Genomic DNA, 19,756 nt, shown 5'->3' on the forward strand with positions numbered 1-19,756 from the left:
TGGTATTTCCTCGAAATCGGGCCGAGGGCGGCCACTGAATTCCGCTGCGGGTCAGCGCAGCAGATACGGCATGTTCACGGTGACGGCGCCGGTGGGACAGCGGGCGGCACAGGGACCGCAATACCAGCATTCGTCGACATGCATGAAGGCCTTGCCGTTGTCCGGGTTGATCGCGAGCGAATCCAGCGGACAGATCTCCACACACAGCGTGCATCCCTCGATGCACAGCGATTCGTCGATGGTTACCGGGACATCAGCCCGCTGATTGACCGACGCCATGGCGGCTCAGCCTCCAATCGTTGCTTTCGGTGGTGCGAACCAGACTGTCGCGCAGGGTGATTCGATCGCCGCGCATCCGGATGTACTCCAGGTCCACCGGCCGCCCGTCGGCGAGGTAGGTGAGCCGCTCCAACAGCAGCAACGCGCTGCCTTCGGGCGTCTGCAACGTGGCGGCGCTGTGGAGGTCCGCGGTGATCGCCTCGACCGCGAGATCAGCCGAACCGAGGGACTGCCCGCTGATCTGTTCGATCAGTCCGAAGATGTCCTCCGACCGGAGATCGCAATCGAGCACCTGTGCCCCGATATCGGGCGCCAGGTAGGTGTGATCCAGGCTCAGCGGCAGCTCGCCCAGGTAGCGCAGGCGCTCCAGATAGACCGCCGACTCACCGGGTCCCAGCCCGAGCCGATGGGCGACCGCCGGCGGCGGAACCAGCCGCAGTGCCGCGCGGACCTCGTTGCGGACCTCGCCGTGGCCGCGCAGGGTTTCCTTCAGCCCGCGCAGGCTGTCGAGACCGTGGTCGTATTTGCGCTGCGCCACATATGTGCCGACCCGTGGCACCCGGCCGATGAGACCCTCGTCACGTAAGAGCGCCAGGGCCTCGCGGACGGCATTGCGCGACACCGCGAATTCCGCGGCGAGCTCGGCCTCGCTCGGGAGCGGATCCGGGCACTGCCCGGTATGGATCTGCTGCCGCAGGACATCGGCCACCTGGCGAGCACGATCGGCCTTGCGGATGGCCCGGGCGCCCGTCGCCGCTCCCGCGGTGTCCGGGCCGGAGGCCGGATGCTCGGGCTCGGCGCCGCGGGGTTGCCGCAGGGGTACCGGATTCGCCGTCATCTCAACCTCCTTACGCTTGTGACCAGCGGTTTCCGAGCGTAATGGGGTTGCGGGGAGGTCGGCTCCGCCGGACGTGGCGGACGCCGGCGGACGGGTGGTTTTGCGCCGCCCGCGCAGGGGGCCGACCTGCTGCGATCGGGCGGATCGGAGGCAATGCGCCACCTGCCGCGCCGGCGGCGCACATTGAAATCAGTGTGAGCGCAATAGCGGCCGCACCCATTCGCTGGCGCGGGCCGGAATCGGGATGTTACCGTTTTACCCATGTCCACCAGCCGCTCGAACCGCGCACGAGTCACCTACGTGACCGTGGCGCTCGGTGTGCGGCTGCCGCGGCAGCGGGAACTGTGTTGTTCCCGGCCGCGCAGCTGAGACCGCTCTCGTCGTCCGTCTGTCGACCCTTTCGGGCCCATCTCGCTGCCTTGTTCTCGATGTAGTTCTGTCTCCGCGCGAGACATTCGACAAGGACTTCGCCCCATGACGAGCCCCACCCTCGAACGACAGTCTTCCTCCTCTCGTCCGCGGCCGGTACGCAGTGTGCCGCGGCCGGTGGTCCCGCCGGAACTGCGGATCACCGACAACCCGGCGGCAGCCGTCCTGCGCGCCGCCACCCGCGGGCCGATCTTCCGCGACAACGCCGCTCAGACAACAGGTTTGAGTATCGCCACCGTCAATCGCCAAGTATCGGCACTGCTTTCGTCCGGACTGTTGCGAGAACGCGCCGACCTCACCGCATCCGGTGCGGTCGGGCGCCCGCGGGTGCCGTTCGAGGTCGACACCGACCGCTTCGCCACCCTGGGCGTGCATATCGGGGCGAATGTCACCCGGATCGTGGCCGCCGACCTGTCCGGTCGCATCCTCGGCGGGCTGGAGATCGCCACCCCGCAGGCCGCGCAGGAGGCGGCCGTCACCATCATCGCGCGCAGCGCGAAGGCGTTCCTGGACCGATTACCGCGCCGCCGGCCGCTGTGGGTCGGCGTGGCACTGGCCGGACGGGTCGATCCCGTCGCCGGTGTCGTGGATCATCCGCGCCTGGATTGGCAGTCGGCGCCGGTCGGCCCGATCTTCGCCACCGTGCTCGACCTGCCGGTTTCCGTCGCCGCCCATGTGGAGGCGATGGCCGCCGCCGAACTGCTGCTCACCACCAACACGCCGGAACGGACCGCGGCGCAGGACCGTCCCGGCAGCAGCCTCTACATCTACGGCCGGGAGACGGTCGGCGTAGCGGTCACCCTGCACGATCGCGTCTATACGCCGGCCAACGGTCCCGGATCGATCGCACATCTGCCGACCGGCTCCGATATCGATTGCGCGTGCGGGCGGCGGGGTTGCTTGGAAGCCTCCGTCGGTGAGGCGGCGGTGCTGGCGCGCGCGGTGCGGGCCGGTATCGTGCCGAAGCGGGAGGCGCCGCGGAAACCCGTGATCGCCGAGCTGTACCGGGCCGCCGAACAGGGATCGGTTGCGGCCCGCGACATTCTGGTCGAGCGAGCCGAAATCCTCGGCCGCACAGCCGCTCTGGTTCGCGATATGTTCAACCCGGATCGGGTGGTACTGGGCGGTCAAGCCTTCACCGGCTACCGTCCCGGACTCGAACGCGTCGTGCAGGCCTTCGGGCAGGCCACCACGTTGCCACCGGCCGATCTTCGGATCAGCCGGTTCGGCGGCCGAGTTCAGGAACACGCCGCGGCCGTCACCTCGTTGAGTGTGTGCTACGCCGATCCGCTGTCGGCGCTGCGCCGCGCCACCCGCTCGCGCTGAGCCGCGCCGTCCGCCGAAACGGGCGACGGGTGTGGAACCGGTTGGCGCACAATCCGGTCCACGCCCGTCGGCAACGGTCGGGTCAGTTGCCCGCGGCGGCGAAGACACCCTCCAGCGCGGTGATGAAGTACGGGAAGTGCCCGGCGAACCGGTGCAGATTCCGATCGTTTTCGAAACCGCCGAACCAGTACAGCCCGCCCTGCCGATCGGCGGTGGGATCGGTGTCCCGGAAGGTCCGGATCCAGTTGTCGGCCCGGCCGCCGATGATCGTGAACGGCAGCGCCCGGGAGAACAACAGTTCCCGGTCGGCCGGCGGGATCTGCTCGGCGCGCTGTGCGTCGAGCCCGTTCTGCAGGGCCTTCACCTGTGCGGCCAGGGTGCGGCCGGCGCCGGAGCGCGTCGGTAGATAACGACCGAGCACCAGCATGGCCGCGCCGCCCAGCGCGATCGCCACGCCGACCAGCGCATACCCGCCGGAGATGGCCAGCCCGACGGTCGCGCCGACGCCGATCACCAGCAGCGCGACGCCCACCCAGAACGCCAGTCCCCGCCGGTTCCGGTCGACCAGGGTGCCGCGTTCGAGCGCATCGCGGCGCAGCGCCGAGCGCACCGGCTCCGCGGCGATGCGGCCGGGGTTGCGTAGTTCGGAGATCAGGACCGAATCCGTACCCTCGGGCAGAATCGTTGTGTAGATGTGCTTTTCGTAGCTGCGGAGCTGGTCGTCGACCGGATTCACGCGAGTGATCCGCCAATCGGAATCGCCGACCGGGCTGATCCACAGATAACGCCGCACCGCCAGATCGACCACCGTCGCCGCGATGTCGACCGCATCCGAGGACCCGTCGAGCAGCAGACCGGCCTCACCCGGCAGGATGCCGTCCGGTGAGACGAACTCGGCGTGTTTTCCGTTGCGCCGCACGGGGTCCAGCACCTCCGTCGAGGTGAGGGCGGCCGCGTCCTGACGGCGCACCCAGGCGAGATAACCGCCGAACAGCGCCAACGCGAGCAGCAGCACGCCGAAGGCGATCAGCACCGGGCCCGTCACCGCGAACGCGCCGGCGTCCCGGCCGTCCCGGATATCGGCGTTCGGGGTCACGGTGCCCGGCGGCAGCTGCATGCTGATGTCGAGCAGGTCACCCTTGTGCAGATTCTCCTCGTGCATGGTGAGCACGCCGTCCGGCTCGACCCGCGCATCGCGGCATTTGCGGGTGTTGCCGACCGGGCCGACCGTGCAGTCGGCGATACCCATCCGATAGCTCGGGCTGATCACCGACCCGTCGAACGAGGCGACGTCGGTGTTCAGCACACCCGTCCACCGGAACAGCTGCGTCCCCGGCGCTTCCGAGACGGTCCCGTGCACGGAGTAGTGGAACGTCGATGTCCCCGGCGGCGCGTCGACGCTGAACACATCGCCCGAAACCTTCGCCGATCCCGGTCCGGTGCTGGTGATGTCGGTGACGCCGAAGCGACGCTCCCCGCCGTCGCCGTGCGCCACCCGCAGCGGCAGCGCCATATGGAATTGGCCGCCGGGCGGAACCTCGACCGTTTCCGAAACCTCGAGCAGGCCGGCATCACTGAGTTTCACATCCGCGACGATCGACACCCCGGCCGATTCCTGCGCCCGCGCGGCGGGAGCTGCGGCGAACAGCCCCACCACGGTCAACAACAGAGCGCCGAAAGCGCCCCCCCGAAAGATCAGCATGGGGCAGTAGCTTAGCGGCGGGAGCGACAGCGGGCGGAGATGGAAGCTTGCGTAACCGCGGAGCCCGCCGCGTACGCCGCCGTTGAATACCGCGGCGGGAGCGACCGCGGGCGGAGATGGAAGCTTGCGTCACCGCGGAGCGACGCGGGCGCGGGGCACCGCTGCTTGCTATTCTGCGTCAGCGCCTGTCGGATTCGCGGAGGAACAAGGGGGAGCGGGGGAGTGAGTCGACCACCCTATGGTCCTGGCCCGTATCCGCCGGGCAGGCCGCAGGTTCCGCCGCATCGGCCGCCGGGCAATCCGCATCGCCCCGCATCCCCGCCGGGTTACCCGCCCGCGGGTCCCTATCCGGGCTATCCGCCGTCCGGATATCCCCCGGGATATGTTGCGCCACAAGGATATCGGCCGCCGGTGTATGGTGCTCCGCCGATGGGGCATCGGCCGCCGATGCCGCCGCCTCAGCCGTACGGTCCGGCCGGATCCCGTCCCGGTCCACCGCGGCGGCGTCGCGGGGGTGGGCTGGGCGCCGCCCTGGTCGTGGTGTTGTTGATCATCACATCGGGACTCATCCGAGTGGCTGCTCGAACGGGTCTCGACGCCGCGAGCCATTCGGGTGGGCACGGGAATTACAGCTACGGCCCCACGCCGGGTAAGGATTCCGCAGGGGTTCCGGAAACCGCGACCAATCCGCTGCTCGCCGACCCGGGTTCACCGCTGAGTCCGGCGCGCTGTCCGTACGCGCCCTGGGGTACGCAGGTCGATGCCGCTCGAGCCTTCTTCGAAAGCGCCGCCACCTGCCTGGCGGAGGCCTGGAAGCCGGTACTGGAGAGCGCGAAGCTGTCGTTCACCGCTCCGAAACTCGTTGTCACCGCGACAACTTCGGGGATCACCACGCCGTGCAGCGGATCCAGCAGCAATTTCGCGGCCTTCTACTGTGGTGCGGATCAGACCATCTACATGCCGGTCAGCCAATTGCAGACCGAGATGTTCCACGACCACTGGGAGATTTACCTGTCGGTCTTCGCGCACGAGTACGGCCACCACATTCAGGCCCTGTCCGGCATTCTCGGCGCCGCCAACAAACAGCGCCGGCAGACCGGGCTGTACAGCGAGCCGGGTCTCGAGCTGTCGCGTCGAGTGGAGTTGCAGGCCAACTGTTTCGACGGCATGTATTTCGCGTCGTCGGCCGCGGGGAAGTCGCTGACGTCGGTGCAGGCGCAGTCGGCTCGCTCGGACGCCTACGGACGCGGCGACGGCACCGGCGATATGCGCAGCCACGGCACCGCCGAACATGCCGGTGACTGGTGGAGCGCCGGCTTCGACAAGAACAAGACCGCGCAGTGCAACACCTTCACCGCGTCGGCCGGACAGGTGAGTTGATTCGAGATGACCCAACCTCCGGGATACCCACCCCCCTATGGTTTTCCGCCGTCGGGCCGGCCACCGTACGGGCCGCCGCCCGGGTACCGGCCGCCGCCGGGCTACGGTCCACCACCCGGTTATCCACCGCCGGGTTACCCACCACGACCACCGTACGGGGCGCCGCTGCCACCGCCGGGTCGATATCCCATGGGTCCGCACGGCGGTCCGCCGCTGCCGCCACCCGGCTACCTCGGCCGCCCGTATCCGCCACCGCGTTCCGGTGGCGGCGGTTTCGGTGTCGGCCTGGGCGTGCTGTTGGTCTTCGTGATCGTCGGCGGTCTGGTGGCTCAGGCCACCATGGGCGGACACGACAGTTCGTCGGCCTCGGCGTACACGACATCGACGCCGAGCTACACCTATACGACACCGTCGTGGGATCCCGCCACGGCCGAAACAACCACTGCCGCCGCGCAACCGTCGACGACGGCGCGGTACACCGCGACCACCCGGCCGTCCACCCGACGGACCAGCGCCGCTCCGACGACGACGAAACCCGCTGGGCCGCAGCCGGTGGTCGCCACCGCGACCAATCCGCTGTTCGACGATCACGACTCCGGCCTGATCAACATCCAGTGCGGATATCCGCGCTGGGGTTCGGACGTCGCCTCCGCGACCGCCTTCTTCCAAGCGGAGAAGGACTGTCTGGACCGGATGTGGAAGCCGGTGCTGCAGGGCGCGAATCTGCCGTTCACCAGCCCGACGGTGTCGGTGCCCGCGCGCGGCGTCGACGCGGTGTCGCCGTGCACCAGTTCGGGTGGCAGCTATGCCGCGTTCTACTGCTCGACGAACCACACGATCTATATGCCGCTCGACCATTTGCAGATCGAGCAGTTCGGCGATCAGGCGGAAATCTACGCGTCGGTCTTCGCCCACGAGTACGGCCATCATGTGCAGGGGATCTCCGGTATCTCGGAGAAGGAGAACCGGGACCGCTACAACGCGGGACCGCGCTCGGCGACCGGACTCGAGCTGTCCCGGCGGCTCGAGTTGGAGGCCAACTGTTTCGGCGGAATGTGGGCCGGCTCATCGCAATTCGTGGGCACTCTGACCGATGCCCAGGTCGGCCGCATTCGGCAGACCAACTATCGGCGCGGCGACCGCGACGGCGATATGCGTGACCACGGCACCCCGGACCACGGCGGCGCCTGGTACGACCAAGGCCACGACAACAACCGCACCTGGATGTGCAACACCTGGGCATCACCCTCGGATGCGGTCTCCTGATCGGACTAGCGGCGCTGCCGGACCTCGGCCAACCACCGCGCCCCTTCGTCCGGGCTCGGCGTGTCCCCACCGATGATGTCCAGCACCGCATGGCCCAGGCACGCCGCCGCCATCACCCGATCGGCGACCGCCTCGGCATCGCCCCACGGCAGATGCGGCTTGGCGATCAACAGCGAGGCGATGCCGTGGGCGGCGGACCATAGTTCCAGGACCACCGGCATCGGATCGCCGGGCGCCAGGAAGCCGGCATCCATCGCCTCCCGGACGCCGTTCGAAAAGCGTTGGAACGCACCACTTCGGAGTACCACATCCACCGCGGTGGGCCCCTCGCCCGGTGCGGCCGCGGTGGCCACCCGATATTGACCCGGGTGGCGTAACGCGAACCGGACATAGGCCAGGCCCTGCTCCCGCAACCGGGCGATCGGTGAGACCGTCGGATCGGTGGCGGCGGCGATGGCGGCGTCGAGCTCCTCGAACACCTCGGCCACGGCGGCATCGATGAGCTCGTCCTTGTCGGCGAAATGCCGATAGATCGAGGGGGCGGTGACACCGACCAGCTCGCCGACCTCCCGGATCGACACCGAATCGGCATTGCCGGTGCGGGCCAGCAGTTCTCGGGTGGCAGCGAGGATTTCGGCGCGCAGTTCGGTGCCGGAGCCGCGGGCCGACCGCGGTCGTCGTCGGGGCATCAGCGTCGCCCGGCGGGTTCGGGCGCCGCGTCCGGGTGTCGCGGCACGGATGCGGATTCCTCGGCGAGTCCGAACTTTTCGTGCCAGCGCGCCAACGGCCTCGGGGCCCACCAGTTTCCGCGACCCATCAGTCGCATCAGGGCGGGGACGAGCAACATGCGGATGACGGTGGCATCGGCGAGCACGGTGATCGTCAACCCGAGTCCGAACATCTGCATGAACGAGACCTCGGACGTGATCATTGCCCCCAGGACGATCGCCATCAACAGCGCGGCGGCGGTGACGATGCGCCCGGTGCGCGCGACCCCGACCGCCACCGAATGCCGGTTGTCGGCGACCGTGCGGTCCGAGGCCAACCAGGCCTCCCGGATGCGGGAGAGCAGGAAGACCTCGTAGTCCATCGACATACCGAAGGCCAGGCAGAACATGAGGATCGGCATGGTGGGCACCAGGAAGCCGGTGGGGGTGAATCCGAGCAGACCGGAGAAGTGGCCGTCCTGGAAGATCCACACCATCATGCCGAACATGGCGGTCAGCGACAGCGAGTTGATCACCACGGCCTTCAGCGGCAACACCAGACTGCCGGTGAACAGGAACAGGACCGCGAAGGTGGCCAGTGCGATCAGCGCGATCGCCAGGGGCAGCCGCGCGCCGAGGGCGTGGAGCGAGTCCACGTTCATCGCCGCCGCGCCGCCGAACAGGGTGGGCGCGGGCGCCGGGACGCCGCGCAACTGCCGTAGTTGATCCTTGGCCTGCTGCGAGTACGGGTCGAATGCCGATGCGACGGTGAGGTATTGGCTCGTGCCGTTCACCATTCCGGGCGGGGCGGCGCCCATACGCCCACCCGAGACGTAGACGCCGCTGCTGGACAGCACCGCGCTCACCCCGTTCACCTTCGACAATGCGGTGGCGTAGGTGCCGACGGCCGCGGGGTCGGCGGGCGCCTGCGGCAGCACGATGGTGGTGCCGGTTCCGGAATCGACGGCCGGGAAATCCGTGCGCAGCGCGTCACCCACCGCGCGGCTGTCCGACCCGGCGGGCAGCACTCGATCGTCCGGATAGCCGAATTTCACGCCCAGGAACGGCGCGCCCACGGCGAGCAGTACCGCGATGATCGCGATGGACACCGGCAGCGCCCGGCGCATCACCCACGACACCGTTCGATACCAGGCAGATTCCGTCTCCTGGCGGGGTGTGGGTTCGCCCCGGCCGATCAGCTTGCGCAGTGCGAGGCGCAGATTCCAGGCGTTGATCCGGTCGCCGAGCAGGACCAGCGCGGCGGGCAGGATCACGATGGAGGCCGCGGCCGCGGTCGCCACCACCGCGACGCCGGCATAGGCGAACGACTTCAGGAAGTACATGTCGAAGACGCTCAGCACAGCGAGCGCGAGGGCGACGGTGAGTGCCGAGAACAACACCGTGCGCCCCGCGGTCTGCACCGCGCGCACCGCCGCGGCCTGATGAGACGAGCCGGAGGCCAATTCCTCTCGGTATCGGCTGACGATGAACAGGCTGTAATCGATCGCCAGGGCCAGGCCGAGCGCGGTGGTCATATTCAGCGCGTAGATCGATACGTCGGTGAAGAGGGTGAAGCTGCGCAGAATCGCCAGCGTGCACAGGATCGCGAAGATGCCGACCGTCAGCGGCAGCGAGGCCGCGATCACGCTGCCGAACACCAGGACTAGCACCACGGCGGTCAGTGGAACGGCGATCCCCTCGGCCATCGCCAGATCCTTGGTGACCTGGGTATTCACATCGTGGTAGACCGCCGCCACCCCGCCGGCGCGCACGGTCACACCGGGTGTGCTGTTGTTCAGGGCGCCGGTGATCTCGCCGGCGGTGCGCTGCGCGGCGTCGTCGCCGCCGGTGAGGTACGCCATGACCAGCGCGCTCTTACCGTCGGTGCTGCGCAGCGCGGCAGCGGCCTGCGGCGGAGCGGTCCAGTACGAGCGCACGCCCGCGGCGTCCGGGCGTGCGCTCAGCCGCTGCGCGATATCGGTGCCGACCGAGCGGGCGGCGGCGCCGTCCACACCGTCGTCGGCTCGGACCAGCAACACCAGGTTGGGTTCGGCGCCGTCGAAGCGGTCGGCGATCAGTTTCGCCGCGCGAGTCGATTCGGCCTGGTCGGAGGTGAAGCCGCCGGCCTGCAAGCGGTCGGTGACCGTGGCGCCGAATCCGCCGCAGATCAGGGCCAGCGCCAAGGCGGCGAGCAGGACCTGCTTCGGATACCGGGTGGCGAGCCGGGCGATGCGGGTCAGCATGGGCGCTCCTCGATGCGGCCGACATAGGGTAACGGCGTTAGCGTAACGCCGTTACCCTATGCTCGGGCAAGGGGCGACACCGGTCGGATCAGTGATCCCCGTCACCGGCGGGGCGCTGGCCACCCGGCTGATGATGACCGAACAGGCCGCGTGGGGCGTGCCCGTGCACACCCTCCACATAGGCGGTCTCCGCATGCAGGGCGAAGTCGATACCGCCGATCTCGTCCTCCTTGCTCACCCGGAAGCCCAGCACCCGATCGATGGCCTTGCCCAGGGCAAAGGTGATGCCGAACGCCCACAGCGACACCACGATCACGCCGACGGCCTGCTTGCCGAGCTGCCCGAGCCCGCCGCCGTAGAACAATCCGCGCGCCCCACCGGTCATGACGTGGTTCGCCAGCAGGCCGATCAGCAGGGTGCCCACCACGCCGCCGGTGAAGTGCACGCCCACCACGTCGAGCGAATCGTCGTAGCCGGCCTTGAACTTCCAGCCGACGGCGAACGAGCAGACCACGCCGGCCACGAGGCCCACGATCACCGCACCGAGAGCGTTGACCGAACCGCACGAGGGGGTGATCGCGACCAGCCCGGCCACCGCGCCCGAGGCGGCGCCGAAGGTGGTCGGCCGACCGTCGCGGATCTGTTCGACGAGCAACCAGCCGAGCATGCCCAGGCAGCCCGCGACCAGCGTGTTCAGGAAGACCGCGGCGGCCAGTCCGTCGGCCTTGAACGCGGACCCGGCATTGAAACCGAACCAGCCGAACCACAGCAGTCCGGCGCCCAGCAACACGAACGGCAGGTTGTGCGGGCGCATCGCGTCCACCTTGAATCCGATGCGTGGTCCCAGGACCAGCGCCAGCGCCAGAGCCGAAGCGCCGGAAGCGATTTCGACGACGAGGCCCCCCGCGAAGTCGAGGGCGCCGAACGACGCCAGCCAGCCGTTCGGGCCCCACACCCAGTGGGCGATCGGGGCGAAGACCACCAGCGCCCACAGCGGGACGAACACCATCCACGCCGAGAACTTCGCTCGGTCGGCGATCGCCCCGCTGACCAGTGCGACGGTCAGGATGGCGAAGGTCAGTTCGAACGTCGCGTACAGCAGTTCGGGCACGCCGGCGCGCACCGTGCTCGGGGTGATCCCCGTCATCGCGACATGTTCGAGGCCGCCGATCAGCCCACCGCCGGCATCGTCACCGAAGGCGAGTGTGTAGCCGAACAGCAGCCACACCACGGTGACCAACGGGATCGAGATGAAACTCATCATCAGCATGTTCAGCACGCCGGTGGTGCGCACCATGCCGCCGTAGAAGATCGCGAGGCCGGGGGTCATGAGCAGCACCAGCGCGGTGCTGGCCAGCAGCCACGCCGTGGCGGCGGGGTCGATGGTCGAGGGCACGGACAACTCCTTTTCCACACGCGAGCGCGTGGCAAGAAAGTACCGAACGCCCTGTGCTGGGCCGATGGCCGACTCTGGTACTTCCGTTCGGATTCAATTCCGCTGTTTGCGCGCCCGCCGGGCCAGCGCGCGCCGACCGCGCGCTCCGGGCACCGGAAGGTCGTCCTCGACGGCCAGCCACTGCGCCGTCGTCAGCCATTCCTGTTGCGCGCGCGCATCGGCGGTGTCGTTGAAGATGCGGCGGCCGCGATCGTCGCGTAGATCGTGGGCCAGCACCGACCAGCGCGGCGGCCGCCCGTGCTCGGTGCGATAGGCGTCCAGAAATTCGGCCACCAGGGTGCCGATCGTGTTCACCGGCCGCAACGACACCCGATTGCCGTAAGCGGCCGAGTAGTAGCGGCGGGCGGCGCACAGCGACCGCGGTGCGGCGTCGAAGGCGATCCAGCCCGCCCGCTGGGCCCGTTCGATCAGCCAGAGATGTTTGATCGCATTGGGAGCGATATCGCCGACTCGTTCGCGGATCAGGTCCAGTACGGGCGCGGAGTGCAGAATGTCGCGCCGGGTGGGTCCCATGTGGTGCTTTCGCCGATATTCCTGGGTCGAGTCCGCGAGGATGCGACCGAATTCGTCGATGCTGCGTTGGGCACGCCGGCCGAGCCGTTCGATACGTTCGGCCTCGGCGCGGATTCGGTTCTGTGCGATCAGCGTGTGAATCGCGGGCAATGTCGGAACCTGGCCCCGGTCCAGTAATTCCAGAATGGCGCCGGCGGTGGCCGGATCGGCCGCTGCGGAAACGGGCAGCGAATCCCGATTGCGGGCGAAATCGCGCGGACTGATGGCCCGGCTGAGGAGTTCGGTGGCGGCCCGGTTCCCGGCGAATTCGGTGTGTGAGAGCCAGGCGGCGGCGATGTCGTCACACGACGGCACGGTCGTCATATACCTCCGAAGCGGGCGGGATGTTCGGCGACGCCCGAGGGGGAGAACTCCCGCTGCGTGCTTTGCGTAGGGGGGCCTTGCAATGTTGTGCCCCGGTCGGGATGAGGGACCGACCGGGGACACCAACCTGATGAAGGTTTGGCTACCGAAGTTGCCGAAATCAACGTTAGCCAGCCGACTGCGCGAGAGGCCAACCGATTGACGGAATCGTTACATCCATAAATTGGGGCGCAAACGGGGAGGGAGTTCGAAAGTTTTCGCGATACGTCGTCGCGGAGGCGAAATCGGCCGCAATTTTCGGCGGTATCCGATCGGTGCGTCGTGGCCGTTTGCCGTTCGGGTCGGTTGTGCGTGTGCGGATCCGACGAAAGGAATGATTGTGAGGTAGATCATGGTTTACGGCCGGGTGGGTCCGTTCCGATTTCCGCTCAGCCTACGGGGTGCGCGAATGGTTCGGTGTCGGTGCTCGCCGGTACCCTCGGGCCGTGGCTCTGTACCGGAAGTATCGACCGGCAACCTTCGCCGAGGTAGTGGGGCAGGAGCACGTCACCGATCCGCTGAGTACCGCATTGGACACCGGCCGGATCAGTCATGCCTATCTGTTCTCCGGACCGCGAGGTTGTGGCAAGACGTCCTCGGCGCGGATCCTGGCGCGCTCGCTGAACTGTGTCGAAGGCCCGACCTCGCGGCCGTGTGGCGTATGCCCGTCGTGTGTGGCGCTGGCACCAGGCGGCCCGGGCAATCTCGACGTGATCGAACTCGACGCGGCGAGTCACGGGGGCGTCGACGACACCCGCGAGCTGCGCGACCGCGCCTTCTACGCCCCGGCGGAGTCGCGCTACCGCGTGTTCATCGTCGACGAGGCGCACATGGTCACCACGGCCGGTTTCAACGCGCTGCTCAAGATCGTCGAGGAACCGCCCGCCCATCTGATCTTCATCTTCGCCACCACCGAACCGGACAAGGTGCTGCCGACGATCCGGTCGCGTACCCATCACTACCCGTTCCGGCTGCTTCCGCCGGCCACCATGCGGGGCCTGCTGGGCAAGATCTGCGAACAGGAGCAGGTGCAGGTCGAGGAGTCGGTCTACCCGCTGGTCATCCGGGCCGGCGGCGGGTCGCCGCGCGACAGCCTGAGCGTGCTGGACCAGCTGCTGGCCGGGGCCGGGCCGGAGGGGGTGACCTATCCGCGCGCGCTGGCGCTGCTGGGCGTCACCGATATCGCGTTGATCGACGAGGCCGTCGACGCCTTGGCCGATGACGACGGCGCCGCGCTGTTCGCGACCGTCGACCGGGTGGTCGAGGCCGGACACGACCCGCGGCGGTTCGCCACCGACCTGCTGGAGCGGATGCGCGATCTGATCCTGCTGCGGGCGGTACCCGATGCGGCACAACGCAATTTGGTCACCGGGCCCGGCGACGTCATCGAGCGCATGTCCGGTCAGGCCGAACGCATCGGACCCGCCACCCTGGCCCGCTACGCGGAACTGCTGCACGACGGTCTGGGTGAGATGCGGGGTGCGACCGCTCCGCGGCTGCTGCTCGAGGTGATCTGCGCGCGCATGCTGCTGCCGTCGGTCTCGGAGGCGGAATCCGCGACGTTGCAGCGCTTGGAGCGGCTCGAACGCCGGGTGGAGTCGGGCGGGGTCCCGGCAGCAACGTCGGCGCAGGTCTCGGCCGCGCCGGATTCGGCCGCGCCGTCGACACCTGCGTCGGCCGCACCGAGCGCGGGGCAGCCGGGCGAACCGCGTCGCCGCGGCGCCGAGGCGCTGGCCGCGTTGCGCGAGAAGAAGGGGGTGGCGGCTCCGCATCCCGCCCAGCGCGCCCAATCACCGAACGGGCCGCAAGACCAACGGCCGCAAGGCATTTCGAGTGCCGAATCGCAGCCGACTTCGGGCCCGGCTGCCCTGCGCCCGGCCGGCACGGATCCCGGTGCGGCGGCCGACGAGGTCGACCGGGCTCCGGCGCCGGACAACGCGGCGTCGGTGTCCGACGCCCCCGATGTCGATGCGCCGCCGGCGGATTCGGCCGGTGCGCAGTCCGGCGCGGCCGGAACGGTCGCGGAACCCGGTGCAGCGCAGTCGGCAACCGGCGGCACGGCCGGGCCGGCGGGGGCGGATGCTGGGGAGTCGTCCGCCGGTCACGCGCCCGGGGAGTACGAGCGGCCTGCCGACCAGGGGTCGGCTCAGCTCCGGGCGCCGGCCGGAACGCCCGGTCCCCGCACCGGCGCCGAAGATCAGCCGGCCGACCGCGCTGCGGCCACAGCGGCGCCCGGATCCGGTGCGACGGCGACCGGTGTCGGCGACGTCGAGCGACCCGTGGACTCCGGCGCACCGACCGCTGCTCCCGGCCCGGATCGGGCCGACCGGGCTGTGGCGCTCGGCGAAGGCGCGGCGGCAGAGGCTTCAACGACGCCGACGGCGGTTTCCGGCGAGCGTGCGGGCGGGCGATCCGCTTCGAATGGGCCGGTAGCGAACGTCGCCGGCGCCAGCGGCCCGGCTGCGTCGGCGCCCGGATCGGATGCGGACCGGCGCGAGCAGGCGGCCGGCCGGGCGGCGGAGTTCCAGGCAGCGGAGTTCGAGGCGGCCGAGGGATCGGCTGCTCCGGAAGCGGACGCAGGTCTCGGGGCGGCGGCTGCCGCCGGCGACGAGACGGCGGCCGAATCCGGCGGCACGGATGTGTTGCGGGAGATCGAGGGGGCGTGGGGGGATATCCGGTCGAAGGTTCGCGAATTCGGCGCGGCCGTGCATGCCCTGTTGTCGGGTGCCTCGGTGGCCCGGGTCGACGGCGACACCATCGTCTTCGCGCATCAGCACGCCCCGTTGGCGCAGCGCCTGGCCAACCCCAAATACGTCGAGGCCGTGCAGGAGGCGGTGCATGCCGTCGTCGGTCGCCGCTACGAGGTGCGCTGGGAGGTCGGCACCGGTGCCGCCGGTGGCGCTCGTTCCGGTGGCGCCCCGAGTACTCGGCCGGCGAATTCCGGCGCGGCTTCCGAACGCCCGCGCGGCGGCCGGGGCGCCGGCACCGGGCAGGCCCAGGCCCCGCGATACACCCGGCCCAGTCAGGCACAGTCGGCGGAAACGGATGCGCGCGGCCAGGCGACCGACAGCCGCGGTAGCTCGGGGCATGCGCAGCGCCGCGAAACCCACACCACCGAGGGCGGTCACAGCGGCGGCCGCGGCGAGCCCGACGACGATATTCCGCTGCCCGAGGCCCCGGACTATCCGGACGATCCCGGACCGTCGGACTACTCGTCGGTAGGTTATGAGGGTGTCCCACCTGCGTTGACGCCGGAGGAAGAGCAGGAGATGCTCGCCGAATCGGCCCGCCCGGTTCCGCCGGAACAGCGTCGCGACCCCGATGAGGTGGCCTTGGAGTTGCTCCGAACTGAGTTGGGTGCCACACAACTGGGTGGTTGACAGTCACCTGCCGGAATACGTTAAGTTAACCGGAGTTCGCATCCCGCTGTACTATGAACGGGTGGTCGTCAGCATCGGTGCTACGAGGTTCTATGGTATGCCCAGGCATACGGGCGCCCCGGAGCGTGCGTGGGCCGATGCGTGTCGGCGTTTGTACAGCGTTATGCGCTCGGCGGGCCGAGGAGGAAGCCCTGTGCGACCTCATGGATCGCCGGTGTGGTGGGCAGCTGTGTGATGGCGCCGGCGTCATGGCACCGCGGCTCACCGGGATCGAACACGGTCGGTCGGATGGCCGGTCGGCACCTTTAAGGAAGGAAACACTCCGATATGACCACAGAGGCCTACATTTTCGAGGCCATCCGCACCCCGCGCGGCCGCAACAAGAAGGGCTCGCTGCACTCGGTCAAGCCGATCGATCTGACGACCGGTCTGGTCCAGGAGCTGCGCAACCGCTTCCCGAACCTGGACGAGGACCGGATCTCGGACATCATCCTGGGTGTCGTCACGCCGATCGGTGACCAGGGTGCCGACATCGCCCGCACCACCGTGCTGACCGCGGGCCTGCCCGACACCGTCGGTGGCGTGCAGATCAACCGCTTCTGCGCCTCCGGCCTGGAAGCCGTCAACATGGCCGCGCAGAAGGTCCGTTCCGGCTTCGACGACCTGGTGATCGCCGGTGGTGTCGAGTCGATGTCGCGCGTGCCGATGGGTTCCGACGGCGGTGCGCTGTTCGCCGACCCGGCCACCAGCTACGACCTGTACATCGCGCCCCAGGGCATCGGCGCCGACCTGATCGCCACCATCGAGGGCTTCAGCCGCGAGGACGTCGACAAATTCGCGGTCCGTTCGCAGGAGCTGGCGGCCAAGGCCTGGTCGGGCGGCTACTTCGCCAAGTCCGTGGTCCCGGTCAAGGACATCAACGGCCTGACCGTGCTCGACCACGACGAGCACATGCGCCCCGGCACCACCGTCGAGGATCTGGCCAAGCTGAAGCCGTCCTTCGCCGGCATCGGTGAGATGGGTGGCTTCGACGCCGTCGCGCTGCAGAAGTTCCACTACATCGAGCAGATCGACCACGTCCACCACGGCGGTAACAGCTCCGGCATCGTCGACGGCGCCGCGCTGGTGCTGATCGGCTCCGAAGAGGCCGGTGCCGCCTCGGGCCTGACCCCGCGTGCCCGCATCGTCGCCACCGCCACCAGCGGCGCCGACGCCACCATCATGCTGACCGGTCCGACCCCGGCCGCGCACAAGGTGCTCGCCAAGGCCGGCCTGACCGTCGACGACATCGACCTGTTCGAGATCAACGAGGCCTTCGCCTCGGTCGCGCTGAAGTTCCAGAAGGATCTGAAGATCCCGGACGAGAAGCTGAACGTCAACGGCGGCGCCATCGCGATGGGCCACCCGCTGGGCGCCACCGGCGCGATGATCACCGGCACCATGGTCGACGAGCTGGAGCGCCGCAACGCCCGCTACGCCCTGGTGACCCTGTGCATCGGCGGCGGCATGGGTGTGGCCACCATCATCGAGCGCGTCTGACGCCGGTCCATCTAATTCTCCAGGAGAACGAAAAACTATGACAGAGAACATGATCGGCTGGGAAAAGGACGCCGACGGCATCGTCGTGCTGACCATGGACGACCCGAACCAGGGCGCCAACACGATGAACGAGCTCTACAAGAGCTCGATGCACGCCACGGTGGACCGCCTGGTCGCCGAGGTCGACGACATCAGCGGTGTCGTCATCACCTCCGCGAAGAAGACCTTCTTCGCCGGCGGTGACCTCAAGAACATGATGAAGACCACCCCGGAGAACGCTCCGGACATCATGGAAGAACTCACCAGCATCAAGGCCGACCTGCGTCGCCTCGAGACCCTGGGCAAGCCGGTCGTGGCCGCCATCAACGGCGCCGCGCTCGGCGGTGGCCTGGAGATCGCGCTGGCCACGCACTACCGCATCGCCGCCGACGTCAAGGGCGTGCAGATCGGTCTGCCCGAGGTCTCGCTCGGTCTGCTCCCGGCCGGTGGCGGTGTCACCCGCATCACCCGCATGCTCGGCATCGCCGACGGCCTGATGAGCGTGCTGCTGCAGGGCAACAAGTTCACCGCGCAGAAGGCCAAGGCCAAGGGCCTGATCAACGAGGTCGTCGGCAGCGTCGAGGAGCTCGTCCCGGCCGCCAAGGCGTGGATCAAGGCCAACAAGGACAACGCCGAGGCCGCCACCCAGCCGTGGGACCGCAAGGGCTTCAAGATCCCCGGCGGCTCGCCGTCGAGCCCGGCGCTGGCCGCCAACCTGCCGGCCTTCCCGGCCAACCTGCGCAAGCAGCTCAAGGGCCAGAACATGCCGGCGCCGCGGGCCATCATGGCCGCCGCGGTCGAGGGCGCGCAGGTCGACTTCGACAACGCGTCGCTGATCGAGTCGCGCTACTTCGTCTCGCTGCTGACCGGCCCGGTCGCGAAGAACATGATCCAGGCGTTCTTCTTCGACCTGCAGGCCATCAACAACGGTGGTTCGCGTCCGAAGGACGTGCCCAAGCGTGAGATCAAGAAGATCGGCGTGCTCGGCGCCGGCATGATGGGCGCGGGCATCGCCTACGTCTCGGCCAAGGCCGGCTTCGAGGTCGTGCTGAAGGACGTCTCCCAGGAGAACGCCGACCGCGGCAAGCAGTACTCGGTGAAGCTCGAGGAGAAGGCGCTCTCGCGTGGCAAGACCACCGAGGAGAAGTCCAAGGCGCTGCTGGATCGCATCCACCCGACCGCCGATCCCAAGGATCTGGCCGGTGTGGACTTCGTGATCGAGGCCGTGTTCGAGAACCCCGACCTGAAGGCCAAGGTCTTCCAGGAGATCGAGGACGTCGTCGACGCGGACGCGCTGCTGGGCTCCAACACCTCCACCCTGCCGATCACCCTGCTGGCCGACGGCGTGAAGCGGGCCGAGGACTTCATCGGCATCCACTTCTTCTCCCCGGTCGACAAGATGCCGCTGGTGGAGATCATCCGTGGCGAGAAGACCTCCGACGAGGCGCTGGCCCGGGTGTACGACTACACCCTCGCGATCCGCAAGACCCCGATCGTGGTCAACGACAGCCGCGGCTTCTTCACCTCTCGCGTCATCGGCACGTTCATCAACGAGGCCATCATGATGCTCGAGGAGAACATCGACCCGCAGACCATCGAGCAGGCCGGTCTGCAGGCGGGCTACCCGGCCGCGCCCCTGAAGCTGAGCGACGAGCTCAACTTCGAGACCATGCAGAAGATCTTCAAGGAGACCAAGGAAGCCGCCGAGAAGGACGGCCTCAAGATCTCCGAGGCGTCGCTGGCGTCGGGTCGCGTGATCGAGACGATGATCGACAAGTTCGATCGCAAGGGCAAGCTGCACGGTGCCGGCTTCTACAACTACGCCGACGGCAAGACCGCCGGTCTGTGGGAGGGCCTGCGCGACACCTTCAACTCCCGGCGGGAACTGCCCGAGGGCGTCACCTTCCAGGACCTGAAGGACCGCATGCTGTTCATCGAGGCGATCGAGACCCAGAAGTGCTTCGACGAGGGCGTGCTGACCAGCACGGCCGACGCGAACATCGGCTCGATCTTCGGTATCGGTTACCCGGCCTGGACCGGTGGCGTGCACCAGTTCATCGTCGGCTACCCCGGCGGCAAGGAGGGCTTCGTCGCCCGTGCCGACGAGCTGGCCGCGAAGTTCGGTGAGCGCTTCCAGGTGCCGGACTCGCTGCGCAAGTAAGGTTCTCGCTCCCGCGGACCACCGCAGAGGTTCGCGGGACCGGCCGGCGCCCGGCGTCGGCCGGTCGGTGGGATCGTCGTTTCGACGGCCCGGATC

General features: G+C 68.7%; 13 protein-coding genes. 6 read left to right on the forward strand and 7 right to left on the reverse strand.

Annotated elements, in window-relative coordinates; all coding sequences use genetic code 11:
* Positions 1 to 51: 51 nt before the first annotated feature.
* Both ON37_RS01210 and ON37_RS01215 read right to left on the reverse strand, forming a co-directional pair.
* Positions 52 to 279: a 4Fe-4S dicluster domain-containing protein gene (locus ON37_RS01210; protein WP_030516520.1), complete on the reverse strand. Its 228-nt coding sequence runs from the start codon at positions 277 to 279 to the stop codon at positions 52 to 54.
* Entirely contained in the window at positions 254 to 1,117 is an 864-nt protein-coding gene (locus ON37_RS01215; protein WP_083892627.1) for a GntR family transcriptional regulator, read from the reverse strand. The genes ON37_RS01210 and ON37_RS01215 overlap by 26 nt, the downstream gene beginning before the upstream one ends.
* 474 nt (positions 1,118 to 1,591) lie before the next feature.
* On the opposite strand from ON37_RS01215, the gene ON37_RS01220 reads away from it, so the two are divergent.
* Positions 1,592 to 2,872: an ROK family protein gene (locus ON37_RS01220; RefSeq protein WP_040715529.1), complete on the forward strand. Its 1,281-nt coding sequence runs from the start codon at positions 1,592 to 1,594 to the stop codon at positions 2,870 to 2,872.
* An 82-nt stretch (positions 2,873 to 2,954) separates the two neighbouring features.
* Here the strand turns inward: ON37_RS01220 and ON37_RS01225 are convergent, their stop codons facing one another.
* Entirely contained in the window at positions 2,955 to 4,574 is a 1,620-nt protein-coding gene (locus ON37_RS01225; protein WP_040715531.1) for a DUF2207 family protein, read from the reverse strand.
* Between the two features lie 429 nt (positions 4,575 to 5,003).
* Between ON37_RS01225 and ON37_RS01230 the strand changes: the two genes are divergently transcribed.
* Positions 5,004 to 5,954, forward strand: a complete 951-nt coding sequence (locus tag ON37_RS01230) for a neutral zinc metallopeptidase (protein ID WP_245552922.1) — start codon at positions 5,004 to 5,006, stop codon at positions 5,952 to 5,954.
* A 189-nt stretch (positions 5,955 to 6,143) separates the two neighbouring features.
* Complete coding sequence (locus tag ON37_RS01235) at positions 6,144 to 7,220, forward strand: neutral zinc metallopeptidase (RefSeq protein WP_040715533.1); 1,077 nt, start codon at positions 6,144 to 6,146, stop codon at positions 7,218 to 7,220.
* Positions 7,221 to 7,225: 5 nt separating this feature from the next.
* Here the strand turns inward: ON37_RS01235 and ON37_RS01240 are convergent, their stop codons facing one another.
* The 4 genes from ON37_RS01240 to ON37_RS01255 all read right to left on the reverse strand — a co-directional run bounded on the left by ON37_RS01240 (position 7,226) and on the right by ON37_RS01255 (position 12,502).
* Positions 7,226 to 7,909: a TetR/AcrR family transcriptional regulator gene (locus tag ON37_RS01240; RefSeq protein ID WP_040715535.1), complete on the reverse strand. Its 684-nt coding sequence runs from the start codon at positions 7,907 to 7,909 to the stop codon at positions 7,226 to 7,228.
* Positions 7,909 to 10,170, reverse strand: a complete 2,262-nt coding sequence (locus tag ON37_RS01245) for an MMPL family transporter (protein WP_040715537.1) — start codon at positions 10,168 to 10,170, stop codon at positions 7,909 to 7,911. Before ON37_RS01245 ends, ON37_RS01240 begins: the two co-directional genes overlap by 1 nt.
* 88 nt (positions 10,171 to 10,258) lie before the next feature.
* Positions 10,259 to 11,566, reverse strand: a complete 1,308-nt coding sequence (locus tag ON37_RS01250; protein WP_040715683.1) for an ammonium transporter — start codon at positions 11,564 to 11,566, stop codon at positions 10,259 to 10,261.
* Between the two features lie 93 nt (positions 11,567 to 11,659).
* Positions 11,660 to 12,502 carry a hypothetical protein gene (locus ON37_RS01255; protein ID WP_210741008.1) on the reverse strand — a complete coding sequence of 281 codons (843 nt, stop codon included), beginning with the start codon at positions 12,500 to 12,502 and terminating at the stop codon, positions 11,660 to 11,662.
* 485 nt (positions 12,503 to 12,987) lie between these two features.
* Here ON37_RS01255 and ON37_RS01260 point away from each other — a divergent pair, with 485 nt between their 5' ends.
* From ON37_RS01260 to ON37_RS01270, 3 genes are all read left to right on the forward strand, one after another.
* On the forward strand, positions 12,988 to 15,921 hold the full coding sequence (locus ON37_RS01260; RefSeq protein WP_040715689.1) for a DNA polymerase III subunit gamma and tau: 2,934 nt from the start codon (positions 12,988 to 12,990) through the stop codon (positions 15,919 to 15,921).
* A gap of 327 nt (positions 15,922 to 16,248) precedes the next feature.
* Positions 16,249 to 17,460 (forward strand): acetyl-CoA C-acetyltransferase, encoded by a 1,212-nt coding sequence (locus ON37_RS01265; protein ID WP_040715538.1) that lies wholly within the window; start codon positions 16,249 to 16,251, stop codon positions 17,458 to 17,460.
* Between the two features lie 37 nt (positions 17,461 to 17,497).
* Positions 17,498 to 19,660 (forward strand): 3-hydroxyacyl-CoA dehydrogenase NAD-binding domain-containing protein, encoded by a 2,163-nt coding sequence (locus tag ON37_RS01270; RefSeq protein WP_040715540.1) that lies wholly within the window; start codon positions 17,498 to 17,500, stop codon positions 19,658 to 19,660.
* Positions 19,661 to 19,756: the final 96 nt, after the last annotated feature.

The sequence above is a fragment of the Nocardia veterana NBRC 100344 genome, from assembly GCF_000308855.1.
GTDB lineage: Bacteria > Actinomycetota > Actinomycetes > Mycobacteriales > Mycobacteriaceae > Nocardia > Nocardia veterana.